The sequence below is a fragment of the Nocardiopsis sp. iso_25 genome (assembly GCF_056173305.1).
The window spans coordinates 2,316,485-2,332,366 of sequence record NZ_CM149667.1; the positions used below are offsets into that span (position 1 = coordinate 2,316,485).

General features: G+C 70.7%; 3 protein-coding genes. 1 reads left to right on the forward strand and 2 read right to left on the reverse strand.

Annotated features, from left to right (window positions below; translation table 11 throughout):
- Nucleotides 1-583: 583 nt before the first annotated feature.
- Together AC0VX6_RS10010 and AC0VX6_RS10015 are read right to left on the reverse strand one after the other, a co-directional pair.
- Nucleotides 584-799 carry a hypothetical protein gene (locus AC0VX6_RS10010; RefSeq protein WP_274977257.1) on the reverse strand — a complete coding sequence of 72 codons (216 nt, stop codon included), beginning with the start codon at nt 797-799 and terminating at the stop codon, nt 584-586.
- Nucleotides 796-14,553, reverse strand: a complete 13,758-nt coding sequence (locus tag AC0VX6_RS10015; RefSeq protein WP_475468296.1) for an ATP-binding protein — start codon at nt 14,551-14,553, stop codon at nt 796-798. The genes AC0VX6_RS10010 and AC0VX6_RS10015 overlap by 4 nt, the downstream gene beginning before the upstream one ends.
- A gap of 466 nt (nt 14,554-15,019) precedes the next feature.
- On the opposite strand from AC0VX6_RS10015, the gene AC0VX6_RS10020 reads away from it, so the two are divergent.
- Nucleotides 15,020-15,589 carry a DeoR/GlpR family DNA-binding transcription regulator gene (locus AC0VX6_RS10020; RefSeq protein ID WP_475468297.1) on the forward strand — a complete coding sequence of 190 codons (570 nt, stop codon included), beginning with the start codon at nt 15,020-15,022 and terminating at the stop codon, nt 15,587-15,589.
- Nucleotides 15,590-15,882: the final 293 nt, after the last annotated feature.

Consider the following 15,882-nt stretch of genomic DNA (forward strand, 5'->3'; position numbering starts at 1 on the left):
GGGTTCCGAGATCGGCTCGTTGAATTTGCTGAGGTCACGCGCGCGCACGGCCAGGTGCGGGAGGTTGCTGAAACGCGTTCCACCCGATCGGTGCGCCGAGTATTTCCGCAACGGTTCCTCTGGAGCCGTCCGGATATTCGTTCTCCGTTCTCCTTGCGCGCGTGCTTCCGGGGCGGAGCGCATGTCGGAGTCGGGGGAGGATGCCTGGTGGTGGCGGTTCGGCGTCAGGGTTGGCCGCCGGTCGCTCCGTGTCGCCCGACGCCGGTCGCCGTGTTCGAGTGGGTTCCGGGCCGGGTCTCGGCGAGTCGGCGGGCGGAGTGGATCGCGCGGAGGCGTGTGAAGGGCGTTCGCGCGAGGGGCAGCCGTTCAGTTCCCGTTCTCCGGGAATTCGCCTAAGAGATTCGGGTGGTATGAATTCTGTTTGCTGGTGGATGAATTCCGGATGGTCGGATCGTGGGAAGTGGGGGCGGATCCGCCTGTGAGGAGAACTGATTCCCCGCGGCCTCGGCCCCCGCGCGGGCCCGAGGCCGACCGCGTCGCCCCGGCCGACCACCGTCGGCGGCCGTGTCCGAGCCGAGTGCGGTCACTCCGGTTCTTCGAAGTAGCGGACGTAGGCGTTGGACTGCGCGGCGCAGTCGTGGAATATCTGCTCGCCGGACCAGCCGCGTGTGGTGCGCAGGCGGGGGATCGCTGCTGCCGTTTCGGGGTCGTGGGCGGTGAGGGCGCCGTCGTCGTGCAGTGTCAGGAACGGCCGTACCCGCTGTGTGCGGCGGTCCTCGGCATAGAGCACACGGGTCATCGGTCGCCTCCCGGGAGAAGGCTGCTGGTTCCCTGCGCGTTACGGGCGAGCATGTCGAAGCGCTCCATCATCTCGTCGAACCAGCCGGACCGGTCCAGACGGGCGAACTCGCCGGAGAGTCTGGTGAGCCGGGTCCGCAGGAACTGGATGTCGGCCCCCGTCAGCGGGTTGGCGATCCACGTATTGGCCTCGAAGTCGTAGAAGGACCGCATGCCGTTGGTGTAGGCCAGCCCCTCCAGGTCGGTGGGATCCTCCGGCGTGTACTCGTACTTGAACCAGGCCTTGCCGTGGTCGATGCCCGCGACGTGCCCGTTGCCCTGGTCCAGCCAGTTGCCCGGGTTGCGGTCGCCGTTGGCGATCAGCAGGTCCAGCAGACCCAGCATGTGTCCGTCCCGCGTATTCAGGAGCGGCGACCGCGGGTTGTCCAGGTGGGCGAACCCGGACGCACCGCTCATGAAGTGCATGAAGACCTCTGTCTCACCGATGCGCAGGACACCGGGCACGTTGGCGCCGATGGCGCGGCCCACCAGCGAGGCGAGTTGTTCGGCGTCGGCGCGGTCGCGGGCGAAGGTGGCCCCCTCCGTGTCCTTGTAGACAGCCTGCGCGCCGTTGTCGAAGTGCATGAGCGTGGTGACGCCGTCGGAACCGCCCTCGACGAGCTCCTCCTGGTGCACCACATCCAATCCGGTGGTTTCGGCGAGGTCCTGGACACCGGCGAAGGTCCCGTTCCACAGCATGAGCGTTTCCAGTCGCCCGTCCTGGTCACCGCCTTCTCCCTGTGCGGTGTCCTCCGTCGAAGCCGCGGTCCGCTCGTCGTACGCCTCAGCGGAGGTGCCGTAGGAACCGGTGAGGTCCTGGGTGTAACGGGGTGCCGTGGGGTACTGGGAGACCTGCGTTCCTTCGGGGTAGGCCGGGTCCGGGACCTCGGCTGCCTCGTAGTCGTTCGCGTCCGCGTACTGCTCGTAGGGGTCGGCCTCCGTGCGGCGGCCGTGGCGGCGCCGGTGGTGGCCCGCCATGAAGACCTGGGTCTGCGCGTCCTGGTCGGTGTGGTGCCCGATGTCTTCGAGCCCGTAGCGGTAGGTGAGGTCGGCGATGACGTCCTCGACCGTGGAGGGCCGGTCGTCGTTCTTCTTGTCCGCGGCGATCAGCGTGCTCAGGTCGGGCCCGGTCGGAGGGTTGCCGCCCCACGGGGCGCTGGAATCGGCCGGGGACGGTTCCCGTGTGCGCGCCGTGGGAGAAGGGTCGTAGAAATCGTCGGCGGGGTCGTCGGTCTGGTGCCGGTCGGTTCGCCCGGCTTGGGGCGCCTGGGAGACGGGCGGGGGGTTGAGCGTGTTGCCGAACAGCACGGTGAAGTCCTGGTGGGACGGCGGCACGGTGTGTGACGGCGCGGGGGCGTCGGCGCTGGCGGTGTCGCCCGACGCGGTCCGGAGGGACGGCGTCTCCCGCCCGCCTGACCGCTCGTCGCGGTCGGTCCGGTTGCGTCCGTCACCGGATCCGCTCTCGGGAAGGCGGTCGCTCTCCCCGTTCACGGTGGTGTCCCCCCACCGGTCCGGGGTCTCCGTCAGGGGGTAGGCCACGATGTCCGTCAGCGAGCTGGGCAGGGGGCGGCCTTCTCCGAAACTGGAATCCAGCTGGAACTTGGGGTCGAGGAAGCCGAGGACCTCGTTCACGGAGCCGGAGTGTTTGGGGTCGAGGTCGTCACGGGTTGCGGACAGGGGGTCATCGCCGAACGGCGAACGCCGGGGCTCGTGCACCCGCGTCTCGGGGTAGTCGTACAGGGACATGCCGTCGTCGCTGTCGTCCGAACCGTAGTCGAGGTCCGGGACCGAGTCGGTGTCCGCGTCGGCGGCGCGCTGGGACGGGTCGCCGACGTCGTGGGTACCGCTGTCTCCGCGGCCGTCTCCTCGCGCGGAGCGGCCGCTGTCCCCGTCCGCTCCGCGCCTCCCGTCCCCGCCCCCGGTGTCTCGCCTGGTGCCGGTGTCGTCCTTGCCATCGGACCGGTCGCCTCCGTCGCGTGAGCGGCCGCCGCTGTCGCCCGAACCGTCCCCGTCCCGGCTCCCGCCCCCGTCGCCGTCCCTCCTCCGGTCGTTCTCCGGCGTGTGTCCGGAGTCGTCGCCGTCGTCGCTGTCGTCGCTGTCGTCGCTGTCGTCGGAGTCGTCCGAGGTCTCCCCGTCCTCGGAGTCGTCCCCGTCCTCCGGAGTCTCCCCGTGCTCGTTCCCGGGCTGTTGCGGGGGCGGCGGGGGCCCTGTCCTCGTCCCCTCGGACGACGTCCTCCCCGGGTCCACCGCCGCCTGGATCCTCTCCAGCAATTGCTGTACGTCCCCGACACGCTTGCGAGCTTCGCCGGCGATGAGCTCGGCGTTGTCGCGGGCCTCTTGCGCGGTCTCCGCTGCCTCCGCGGCACGTTCGGCAGCGGCTGCCGCCCGCTGCGCCGCCCGCTGCGCGGACTGGTGCGCGTCTCGGGCTTCTTCGGCGATGCCGTGTGCTCTCCTCACGGTGTCGTCGATGTTGCTCCTGTCCTGCTTGGCGATCTCCCATACCGCTTTCGCGCGGGCCTCTGCCGTCTCGGCCTCCCGCACGGTGGTGTCCGCCCTGGTGCCCAGGTCCCGCGCCCTCTCGGCCAGGTTCCTCGCGTCCTCGGCGGCCCGGGTCGCGCGCTCCGCCGCCTCACGGGCGGTCCGCCGGGCCTCCTGCGCCCGCGTCCGCGCCTCCTCCGCGTTCCGGTGAGCGGCGTCGTTCCGGTTTCCCGTCCTCCCCCGGGGACCGGCGCCACCCGACTCCGTTTGTCCCGCGGGGGAGCGGTGGGAGGCGTTCACCGCCGCCTGGGCGGCGAGATCGGAGGCGGTGCGGGCCGCGCGGGCGTCGCTCGCGGCCCGCGCCGCGTCCCGGGCGGCTTCCGCGGCGCGGTTGTTCACCTCGGAGGCTCTGCCCGCCGCCGCCTCCGCGGCGGTGCGGGCGTCCTCGGCCGCGTCCGAGGCGCGCTGCGCCGCCACACCGGCGTCCCGGGCGTTCTGGACGATCCGATTCGCGCTGTCGCGGTGGCCCGACGCGCTGGTGCCGAACTCCTCGGCCCAGGCTCGCAGGGCCTCGGCGTCCCGGGCCGTCTGGTTCGCCGCCTGCCGTGCGGTGTCGGCTTGCGCTCGCACCGTCTCGGCTCCCGTCGCGGCCTCATCCGCCGCCTCCCGCGCCGTGTCGGCGCGACCGGCGATCGCCTCCAGGTCGGAGATCAGGCTGGCGGCGTCGTCGTGTGCCCTCCGCGCGGCCCCGTCGCGCGTGTCCTGGACCGCCTGCCCGCCGCCTACGGACCTGTCCTGCCCTGTCAGGCCCTCGACAGCGGTCCTGAGTTCTCTGTACCGCGGCGGTGTTCGGCCGAGGTCGCCCTCGATCCTGGTGACGGCGTCCCCGTGCTCGTCCGCGGCGTCGCGCGCCTCGTCCGCCGCGGTGTGCGCGCCCCGCGCGTCGGAGACGGCCGTGTTGACGCGTTCGGTGAAGGCGTCGTGGTTTTGTTCGGGCATTTCCGCGAGGCCTTCGTCGCGAGCGGTCGCGAAGGCCTCGCGGGCGGGCCCGACGCTGTTGTGCGCCGCGTCCGCCGCTCCCCGCGCGTCTTGTGCCTGCCGTACCGCGCCCGGAGAGGGCGCGCCGTCGGTTCCGGCCTCGGGTTCTCCCTCCCCTGGTCCGTCGAGGAGGCGGACGCCGTTGCGAATGTCGGTTCCGCCTCGGTCCAGGTGGGTGGAGAGGGCGTTCGCGCGATCGTGGGCCCGACGGGCCTCCCGGGCCGCGGTGTCCGCGGCGTCGGAGGCGCGCTGGACCCGGGCTTCCACGGTGTTCGTGTCCTGTTCCCGGCCGCTCCTGGGGTCGCGGGAGCCCTCCGGGTCCCGCGTGTCGGGGCCCCCGGCGGTGGTGTCGGACTCCGGTGCACGGAGGTTCAACTCCGTTCGGAAGCGGTCGACCAGATCCTGGCGCGGTCCCGCGGGTGCTGGCTCCGGGGCCGACGGGGTGACGGTGCGGGTCGCCGGGGGGCCTTCGGTGGCCGTGGCGGCCGTGTTCCCGGTGCCGGTGTTCCCAGCGGTCGTGTTGCCCGTGTCCCCGGTGATCGGCGTCCGGGTCGTCGTCCCCCCGTCCCCGTCGCCGCTCACCGCGTGCACGGGAGGAACGGTGCCGCCGTCCCCCTCCTGTCCGGCGCCCGCCAGCGTGGAGCGCGTGTCGTTCAAGGTTTCGACCAGGGCGTCGATCTGGTCGTTGAAGTCGGACAGTGCTTTCCTGTACTTCTTCTCCTGCGTGTTGTAGGCGCTCTCGGCGCTCCGGTTGCGCGGGTCGGCCGCGTACCCCTCGGCCAGCCCCTCCAGCGGGGCCCGGGTGTCGGCGTACTCGGCCTCGGCCTCGCTGAACTCCTGCCGCGCCTTGTTGACCCGGTCCATGACGGGGGCCAGGTCCTTCACCTGGTCCGGCGTGAGGAAGCCCATCGCGACCGCGTCGGCCTCCGAGAACCAGCCGGCCATCCTGACCGTGACGTCGTCCATGTCCCAACGGGTGGGCCGGGAGTAGAACGAGGTCCGCGAAAGACCGGAGTTGTTCGACTGGAACGCGGCGGGCGCCTTGAGCTTGCTCCCCGCGGCGAACGCCCAGGTGGCGTCGTATTCCACGAAGTAGACCGTCCCCTGGCGGAGCTGGTCGGACTCCTGATAGCCCTTGACGGTCTGGTTGGAGCCCCTCTCCTTCCCGTGGGACGAGCCGGTGTTCACCGCGGCCGAACCGGTGTGGATGCCCTCGTGGCTGTCGTAGGGGAGGCCGCCGGTGGTCAGCCCGGACGGGCGGAACTCTCCGCCGCGGCCCTGGCCCCCGCCCTGGGAGTCGCCGAAGCTGTGCGTCCGGGGCTGGACACGGGAATCGCTGATCTGGCTTCCCGGCAGTGCGTCCAGGATCCTCGCGCCGTGGCTGCTCGGTACGACTTTGGCGCCCCAGCCGGTGCGGCTGATGTCTGTGAAGCGCACACCGTCGGAGCTGCGTGAGGCCGACGGGTACACGCCCTTGACGGCCTTGTCGGTGAGGGTGTGGTCGATCTCGTTGTACACCGGGTCCTGGCCGTAGGCGTCGGCGAGGTAGACGCGCGCCGCGTTCGCCGTGGCGCGGGTCGGCCGCTCCCCCTCGGGGGTGTCCGCGGGCGGCTGCCAGCCGAGGGACCGGGCGATGACGACGTTTGCCTTGTCGCGCAGCGCCTGTCCGCCGTCCTCCACCATGACCGGCTTGGTGACGGCGGTGCCGTTGCCGGGCCGGGGGCCTGCGCTGTCCGTCCAGTTGCGCAACGCATCGGACACGGACGCGTAGATGGGCGCGCCGGGCCGCCGCGTCGTGCCGCCGTCCTCCGCGGCTCGGTCGTTCCCGGCCGGGTCGGTCGCCGTCCGGTCGCCGGTGGTGCCCTCGTCCTCTGCCTCCGCAGGGGTGTTCCGGTCGGTGCGGGCGTCCCGAGTGGGGCCGCTGGCGTCCTCGGGCGCGGCGGGGGCCGGGGGAGGCGTCGGCAGCTCGGCACCGGTGTCCTCCGCGCCCTCTCCCGTTGTGGTCGCCGGGGGATCGAAGGTCATGTACGCGAACGGGTACAGCGTCTCCACCCGCCCGCTGTCAGCAGTGCCCGTGTACGTCGACCGCGGTTGGTTGCCGTCCTTCCCGTTCTTGGCCTCGCCGAGCTCCAGGGTCAGGGTCAGTCTCGTGTCCGCTCCGACCTTGGCGTACGGGGTGTTCAGGTGCAGTTCGACGGTGCGGGCGTCGTCTTGGGAACCTCCCGACGAGCGGCCGTCGTTGCTGGAGGAGGACACCGCTCCGGCGGGGGCGCCGAACAGCGGACGGTGCTCCGGCTGCCCGTCCGGCCCCTGGTCGTCCTGAGCGAAGGGGAGGGGCTGCAGCAGCACGCCGTCCGCGGCCACGGTCGTGCCGGTCTCCCTGCTCCGCGAGTTCGCGTCGGTCGCCTTCCACGTGTGCGACTCGATGTAGTAGCCGGACTGGCCGACGTACGAGACGTCGGTGCGACTCGGGTCTTTGGTCAGGTTCACGTAGACCTTCGCCGGAGTGGCCGAGCGCATGGCGTGCGGATGCGAGTCCGGGGTGGGTTCGGGCCCCAGCGCGCGGACCTTGACCGGAACCGGGACGGTGGAGTCCGGGTTCTGACCCAGGTGTGTGGTCAGTTTCTGGAGGAGGGCCTCCCGGCCGCCGCCCGTCAGTTCCAGTCCGTTCCGGGCGAGGTCGTTCACGAGTTCCTGGATGGCGGCCTCGGGATCGGCGGGCTGGATCTGCCTGCCGTTGTCCTCGAACCCGGGCCGCACCCGCGCGGTGTCGGGAGTCTTCGGGTTGGGCTGCGGGGACAGGTCCACCCCCGTCCCGTTCCCGTCGGGGGTCGCCCGGTCCATCACCAGCCCCTCCTGCTGGGCGTCGCGGGAGTGCACGTAGCCCGCGAGCAGGTCCTGGACGGGCGCCGTCCATCCGTGGAACAGGGTCTTCCAGTTCAGGGGCGGGCCGACGCTCCAGTTCTTCGTGAACTCGATCGCCTGGGTGAGGCGACCGGAGGCGCGGAAGGCGTACGCCTTGGTGTTGTTCGGGATGAACAGCACCGACGACGTGAACAAGGACGCCTGGGTTTGCGAGGTGCCGAGTGAGAAGAACTTCCGGTAGAGGGAGGGACCCGCTAGCGGGATCGGCCTGACGGCCTCGTTGGGCAGGGAACCGTCTGAGGGGTAGGGGTTGGGGTTGCGGCCACCGCTCCCCCCGAACTTGAGGCCGAGGTTTCCGGTCAGGGAGGAGTTGGTGGACAGTGTCACCTCGCTGCCGCCGTTCCACCGCATCTGGGCGTCGATGGGGCGAAAGTCGGTGACGTTGTCGATGTCGACCTTGGTGACGACGGTGGCGCGGATGTCGTGAGGTGACCAGAATCCGCCGCTCATCTCCTCGCGGACGCGGGAACCCGAAGGTGTGGTCGCGCTCTTGCTCGCGGCGAGTTCCTCCGCCGACAGGTGGTTCTCGAACCGTCGGCCGCCTCCGGACGACTGGGAGAGGAAGGACTCGAGCTTGCGCCGGTAACCGTCGTGGAGTCCGCTGCGTGTGTCGGAGAAGGTCCGGTACGTCTCCTCCAGCAGCCCGCGCATGCCCCGGCTCCCGGTATCGAAGTGGGTGTTCACGCGCTCGAAGGTGCCGCCTATGCGGCGGATCGCCTGGGCGCGGGACTGGTCCAGGGTCGGCTGTACCCGCTGGGGGCGGTCGGAGGGGGCGTCGTCGCCGTTCCTGTCGTCTCCTGGAGGAGTGTTGTCCGGCGTCGTCCCGGTGGTGTCCGTGGTGACTGGGGGAGGCGGTGAGGTGAGGGCGGTTGGCTGGTTGGTGCCGGTGGTGTTCGTGGTGGTGTTCTGTGGAAGGGCGACGACCTCGGTGCCCCCGCCGAACAGTCGTCCCCAGGTCTGCACGGCCCCGTCCCGGATCACGGTCCACAGGCCTCCCCGGTCGTCGCCCGCTGTGTCGCCCGTGGTCGTTCGCGGGACGAAGTTCCGGATGATCATGTCCCGTGCCTGCTCGGGTGTGAGCGGTTCCCGGCCGACCGTTGTGGCGGGAGCGGTGTCCTCGGCGGTGTCCGTCCGCGCGGAGTCCCCTTCCCGTGTGGCGGGGGTGTCGGTGGCCTGGGGGGTGTCGCGGGTCTCCCGTCCGTCGGAGGAGGCGACGGTCTCGCCGTCGCGGGTCGTGCCTGTCGGGTCGGACACGGTGTTCGGGGTGTCGGAGGCCATCGGTGGCATCTTGGGCGTGAGGAGGAAGGCCTGGGCCTCCATCCCGTCCCCCAGGAGCGGGATGCCGCGCTCGCGCTGGGGCCGGTCGTCGCGCGCCATCCCGATGTCGTCGTGCTCGAACAGCCGTGCGGTGAAGCGGGTGTTGGACGTCCACACGTCGGAGTCCACGTTGAACAGCACCGTTTCCTCGGAGCTGTGGGAGAGGCCCTGGCTGGAGCCCTTGCCCGTGTTCAGGGACGCGTTCAACGAGACCGAGGGGTTTCCCAGGACCCGGGGGACGCCGCGTGCGTCGCCGCCCGCGTCGGTGCGCACGCTGGCACCCGTGGTGAGGCTGAGCGTGTGGTTGACGCTCGAGCCCTTCGTGGTGGTGATGCCGGCCGAGCCCGCGAACCGGGCACCCCCGCTGGCGGTCGTTTCGTGCCGGTGCACCAGGCGGTCGAAGTCGCCGTAGACGCGCACTGTCACGGTCTCGGGCCGACCGCCTCTGTCCTTGCGGATCATCTTCGGGTCGATGACGGCGGATTCTTTGAGTCGGACCGGCACACCGTTCCCCGGCAGGTCGGACGCACCGCTTCTGAGCCCGGACTCGGAGAGCGCGTTGATGACCTTCAGGGTGTTCTCCCGCGCCACGTCCGCGTTGCGGCGCATGCCCCAACGTTCGCGGAAGCTGCGTACCGCGTCCGTGTTCATGTGGCTGGGGCGGACGGCGTAGTCCTTGTTGGTCCGGGCAAGGTCGGGGATGACCATTCCGGGGCGCTTCTCGGAGATGGCGCTGAGTACGCGGTACGCCAGGTCGTCGTAGAACGGGCGCCGCGGCGGGGGAGGGGCCTGGTCGTCGCGGTCGGCGCCGCTGTCCCCGGTGGTGCCCGTCCCCTCGCCGTTGTCCGCGGGAGCGGTCGGGGGAAGGTGGTCGAACCCGCGCACGGTGGCCCCGCTCAGGTCGGTGGGGCGGTCCACCGCGAGGTTCGGGAACGGGGGCCGGGCCGGCGCGGCCGGTCCGCCGGTCGGGTTCGGGGCCTTGGGATTTTCACCGTTGAGCTGGCGGGCGTCCTCGACCGTGAGCAGCTCGACGGAGTTCCCCTCGAAGCGGTGCACCCGCGGTTCGCCCTGGATGCGGACGTAGTAGTCGCGCTTGACGTCGTAGGCCGCGTGCCCGGAGGGGGCGTGCACGACATGGCTGTTCGTCCCCGAGGTGTTGAGGGCGATCCCCGTGCTCTTCTCGAAGCTCGCCGAGTACTCCACGAAGGGCACGTCCAGCCGGACGCTCTTGCCGTTGGGCAGGTCGAGCCAGATGCCGAAGCCGCCGCCGATCGAACCGGACACCACGCTGGAGTGCTTCACACTGGAGGAGCCGCTCTTGACCGAGGTGTTGCTGTGCAGGAAGTCGACCAGGTCGGGGGCGAAGTCCTTGCGGTTGTACTCGGTCGACACCGACCACATCCGCATGATGCGGGGGCGGGTGTCGGGGAACTCGATCCGGATGTGCGCGGAACTGTTGGACATCTGCGGCAGGTACTGCTGCACCCGGTCGTTGTCGAAGGTCCGCTCGATTCGTTCGCGGTACTCGTTGTCGCGCCGCTCCTTCCTGGAGGGCGTGTGGTCGCCGCCCCGGTTCCCCTCGGTGCGGGGGCCCAGGAGGTGGTCGGCGAGCCAGGTGCCCAGAGTGCTCTTCCCCGGTCGACCGCCGCCCGTCGTCGTGCCGGTGCCGTCGTCTCGGTCGCCTTCGCGGCGGCGGCCGGTCCCGCCGTCGCCGGACACGGTGTCCCTACCGCCTCCGCTGTCGGATGTCGCGGGGACCGGGGAGAAACGGGTGATTTCGAGCGGGTGGCCGGTTCCCATGAACGGCCGGTTGACCGGCTGGCGGTTCCCGTCCGGGTCCGCCGGTCCGTTGTCGGGCACGATGCGCTCGGGAGCGTCGGGGGAGGAGACCGCCTCGCCCGGCAGGTTCATGGCCAGTCCGTTGTACGCGGTCCCCTCCTGGACGCGCGGCGCGGCGAGGCCGGGGCCGTTGACGGACACCCTCATACCCAGGTCGCCGACGTAGATGTTCGGAGCTCCGAGCAGCTCGATGCCGCTGGCGGCGTTGGCGCTGTTCGAGGCCGATCCGCTGGTGCCCCGGACCTTCGTGCCGCCCCGCGCGCCCACGGCCGCGATCGGTCCGGCGTCGTTGCCGTCGACGCCCGTGACGTAGAAGGGGCTCATCGTGAACTTGCCGCCGACGGTCTTGCCCGCGCCGCGCGACCCGCCGTCGCCGGACTCCACCCCGGGGCCGTTGTCGTGGAGCCGCAGGAACCTGGAGTCACCGCCGCCGCTCGGGACCTCGGTGTCGACGTGGTAGAAATCGTCGCCTAGGGAGCGCAGATCGATGTCGGCGCTCCACATCTGCCCGTTGTGCGTGGTGCTGACGGTGTGTCCGTCCTCGCGGAGGAAGGGGCGCGGCCCCTCCTTCGTGAGGATGTCCACCACGTTGTTTACGATCCCCTGTCGTGCGGGGTCGGGCATGCCCGGAGTGCTGGCCAGGACGTCGTCGACGAACCCCGGCAGGTGCTCGGCGAAGAGCATGTGCGGACCGACGAGGGTCGACGTGGTCAGGTAGCCGAGGTCGTAGCTCTGACCGCTCCGGTCCGGCACGAAGCCGCCGTCGTAGGTGAGGGCCGGCGGGGGCGCCCCCTCGGGCGGCGCTGCCTCCGGCGGAGTCCCCTCCGTGCGAACGGGTGGGTCGGTGTCGAGGGGGTCGAGCCGGATGTCCCTGCTGGTGCCCCCCAGGGGGACGGGGCCGGCGTCGCGGCTCGAACTTCCCGGGGTTTCCCGGACGGTCATGACGGTGGTCGGGCCGTCGGGGCGCAGCAGGTCGGCCTGCCGCTGGGCGAGGTCGTCGTACTCCCGGTAGGCCTCGTTGGCCTCGCGCTGCGCCTCGTAGGCGCGGGCGCGCAGGTCGGCGGCGTCGGGGCGGCCCTGGCTCTCGGCCTCCCTGGTCTGGCCGACCAGGTCCTGGGCGCGCTGATAGCCGCTGATCGCGTCCTTGATGCTGGCCGAGGCCTGCTCCCCGAGCCGGATGGCGGTGGTGATCCTGTCCGACCCGGTCTGGGGAGAGGGTTTTTCCGGCCCGCTGCCGCTGTCGGTCCCGGGGGCGACAGCGGGGACGGGCGGGCCGTCGGACTCGTCGCGGCCTTCGGTTTCGGGCCCTTCCCGGCCGCCGCGGTCCTCGCCGAAGGGGTTGCTGTCCGACTCTTCCCTGTCTTCGTCGGAGCGGTCGCGATTCTCCTCGTCCGACCGCCTGTCGTCGGATCCGTCGTCGTCGGTGGGGGTGCGTCCGGTGTCCTCGGTCGGCGGTGGTCCGCTCTCCGTCCTGTCGTCGGTGTCGCGCTGGCGGTCGCTGGCTTCGGCGGGGGGAGGCGGCGGGCCGTCCTGCGATGTGGTCTGTTGTGCGGGGGCGGGTGTGGTGTTGGTCTGCTGCTCGTCGGTCGGGGTGTGCTGGTTGTCCTGCCCGGTGGTGTTCCCGGTGGTCGCGGTCTCCGCTGGCGGGGGGTCTGTCGTGACGGTCTGGGGGTCGTCGTCGGTCGACTGTGGGGTGGACGGCTCGGGGGTGCGGATGTCGTGGGTGCGTTGGGGTGAGCGTCCGCCGCTGTCGGAGGCCGGGTTCTGCGGGGTGGTTGCGGGTGGCTGCTGGCTCAGAGGTGGCGGGGTGGTGTGGCCGATCGGGGGCGCCACGACCGTGGGGGCGGGTTCGTGGCGCTGTTCGGGTTCGGGGGTGGGACGGTTGGTGGTGTTCGTGCCGCTGTTGTTTTCCGGGTTGGGTGTGGTCTGTTCGGTGTCGGGGGGTGCGGCGGTCATGGGGTTGTCGGGGACGATGGCGTTGAGGAAGTTGACGGCGAGGGGGGCGTTGTTCATCCCGGGGTGGAAGAGGTCGTCGCTCGTGCCGGGGTGTTTGGTGTCGGTGGTACCGAGGGGGTCCTTGGTGGGGTCGGGGGTGGTGAGGGAACCGGGGAGTGGGGCGCGGGTGTCCTCGTCCTGGCGTACGCGGGCGTTGTCGTTGGTGTTCCAGTCGCGGTCGTCGGGGTCGCCGGACTCGCTGTCGGTGTCGCCGTAGTCGGAGCCGGTGTCGCTGACCAGGTCGGGGACGTCGTCGGTGTCGGAGACGTCGTCGTGGTTGCCGGTGCCGTTCGAGGCGGTGGCCGGAGGGCCGTCGCGGTCGGGTTGTCCGTCGCTGTCGCGGTCGGGACCGCTGTTGCCCTCGCGTCCGCCTCCGCGGTCCTCCCGGTCCGCCCCGTCCCGGTTCTTGGTGCCGGACTCAGTGACAGGAGGTTCGTCGCTGTCGTGGTCGGGGGTCTGGTCACCACCCTGGCCGGGGTTGTCGTCCCCGCGTCCCCATCCACCGCCGCCGTTGCCGCCGACGTGGCCGTTTGCCTGGTTGTCTGTGCTGTTGCTGTTGCTGTTGCTGTTGCTGTTGCTTTGGGTTTGGGGTGGTGGGAGTGGGGTGTGGTCTCTGTGGCTGAACAGGTCCAGGCCGTGCAGGGCGCCGTCGGTGGCGCCTTGTTGGATGCCTGCTTGGGAGGCGCCCGCGGTGGCCGACCACACCGAGGCTTCCCAGCCGCGTCCGTCCATGACGCTGCCCAGGCCTTCGCCGAGGTAGCCCTCCAGGGCTCCGGAGCCGATGGTGCCGCCGGTCTGCTGGGCGTAGGCGCCGGTGGTGGAGAAGTACTCGGCCAGGGGCCGGTTGAGGTTGACGGGTACGTCGGCCAGGTGGTCGCGCATGTGGGGGGGTAGGCGGTCACCGATGGTCTGGCGTAGCTGTTGTCCCAGGGCGGGGTTGTTCCAGTTGCGGGTGAGGGTGTTGGCGTAGTCGCGGCCCAGGTTGCGTGCGGCACTCTCGCCGAGGTGGTCGCCGAAGTGGCGGGCGAAGAGGTCGGCGAACTCCTCGCGGGCGGCGGCGGCTTTGGCGGCGTTGTCGAAGGCGCCTGCGCCGATGGGGCTGCCGGGGTGGTAGGGGGCCAGGAGTTCTTCGTTGTGGCGGGTGAAGAGGGTGGCCAGGTCCTGGTTCAGGGACGGGGACGCCGGTGGCCCGCTGGTCGGGTCGTCCTTGGGTGTGGGTGTGTCGGGTCCCCGGTCGGGGTTGGTGGCGGGTGGGTCGTCTTTGACGGGGCCGGTGGGGGGCCCGTCGGGGCCCCCGTTGGGTGGTCCGGGGGGTGTGTCGGGGGTGTTGTTGAGGGGGCCGGGGGGTGGGGGTCCGCCGTCGGGGCCGGTGCGGGTCAGGGGTGGTGGGTCGGGGAGGCCGTGGAGGTCTTTGAGGCCGGTCTTGAGAAGGTTGACGAGGTTGTTGCCGAAGAGTGTGTCCAGGCCCAGGGCGGCGAAGGCGGAGATGAGGCCTTCGCCGATGGCGCCCAGGTGGGAGCTTTTGGTGAGTTCGCGGTCCTTGTTGTGGCGGGTGCCCTTACCGATCTGGATGCGTTGGATGATGCTGTCCATGCTGGCGAAGATCTGGCTGAGGATCTGGTGGCTGGGCACGGTGAAGGCGAGCCAGGTCAGGATGCGCCGCATGGCCAGGCTGCGGATGGCCTTGAAGACGGGGATCCACTTCAGCGAGGCGCCGAAGGTGAACTTGGCGGTGGCGATGGCCCAGGCGATCTCGACCAGGAGTTGGATGAACTGGCCGATGACCATCATGTGCATGTACTCGACGTTGGCGCGGGCCTTGAAGAGTTCGGTGGACATGACGGTGGAGTTGTCCTGGGCGGAGCCGACGTAGTTGTTCTCGCCCTTGGTGAACTGGTCCAGGGAGCGTTCGTAGTTGTCGGCGGTTTTGCCGTCGAAGTGGCGGCGGGCGTGGGAGCGGCTGAGGGCGAGGAGTTCTTCGAGGTGTTTGAGGCGTTGGGTGAGGCTGTTGTAGATCTCGGAGGCGTGGCCGAGTTGGTAGAGGCCGGCGCGGGGGACCTTGATGCCGGTGAGGACTTTGATGGCGTCGCGTGAGGAGTCGGACATGTTCGGGTCCAACGGCATGCGCGCCCTCCCCCCTCCACGACCGCTTCCTCAGGAGAGATGAAAATAACACCGTTACGGCCAGATGTGGAAGCAGTTGCACTTATGTTTCCGTTCCCGTCCTTGTGTGTTGTCTTGTGTGCTCTTCGGCTGTGGTATAAGTTCCTGTCGCGGATTTCCCTCCGTCCCGCCGCCGCTCCGCCACCGCCGCGGTGCCCGACCCGCAGGTCGGCGGCTCCCGTGCGAGGCCCGCGCTCAGGGTGACGTTGCCATTTCGCAACGGTTTTCCCCGAACAGCGGGGGTATTCGCATACCGTTCCCCTTCGGCCGGGATGCTTTCTTCGTGGGGAAGCAGAGGACCCGATCGCATTCACCCGCCGGGCCGGGGCTCGTCGCCCCCTCGGTCAAGGGGTTGACCATCGACGGATCGGAGGACCTTGTGAGTGGTCTCAGCGTTGGCGCCGCGGCTGTCAGGCAGACGGCGAGAGTGAGCGCCACGACGGCCCCGTCCGGAACGGAGCGGCTCTCGGCCGCCGAGGGCAGGATCGCCAGGGCCGCCCTGGCGGAACTGCCGGGGGACGGGGTGATCATGCTCGACGCCGGGCTGATGGCGGAGCGGATCGCGTGGTTGCTGCCCGCCGGCTGCGGGCTGAGCGTCCTGACCAACTCGGTCCCGGTCGCGCTGGGTCTGACCTCGCGCCGCGACCTCTCCGTGCACCTGCTGGGAGGTCGGGTGAGCGCCGCGGCCGGGACCACGCTCGCCTCCGTGCGCCTGCTGGAGCAGCTCCACGTCGACGTGGCCTTCATCGTCGCCGACGGCGTGTCCCCCCGGCGGGGCCTGACCTGTGCCGACCCCGCGGAGGTGATGACCAGGCAGGCCATGGTGCGGGCCTCGTCCAGGACCGTGCTGTTGGCCGACCACACCAGGATCGGCGGCGACCGTATCTCCCGCTTCGCGCGGCTGCACGAGGTGGACTGCCTCATCACCGACACCGGCACCGATCCCGAGGACGTCCGGAGGCTGCGCGGACGCGGACCGCGCGTGCGCATGGTCTGACCCCTCCCGGTGCCGGACACGCCCTGTGACGAACACCTTGACCTCCGGACGCGGTCGGCGGCCGACGGATGTGTCGCGCTCCACACCGCGGCGCCCTCCCCGCCCCGTCTCCGACCAGCCGTGCGGGTCGGAGACGGGGAAACCTGCTCGGAAGGCGGTGCCGTTCAGATGTTGTTTTGCGTGTGTTTGTTGCAGGGCTGCGGACGCGTGGTCTTCTCAGGTTCGCTGTGAGGCTGATGTCCGGAAGTTCCGCCGGTTCACAGTCACAGAAGGGGCACGGGGGGTTGTTATGG

What these genes read in the sequence shown, in the direction of transcription:
- AC0VX6_RS10010 (WP_274977257.1), bottom strand. Translation starts at nt 799, where the DNA reads ATGACCCGTGTGCTCTATGCCGAGGACCGCCGCACACAGCGGGTACGG.
- AC0VX6_RS10015 (WP_475468296.1), bottom strand. Translation starts at nt 14,553, where the DNA reads ATGCCGTTGGACCCGAACATGTCCGACTCCTCACGCGACGCCATCAAA.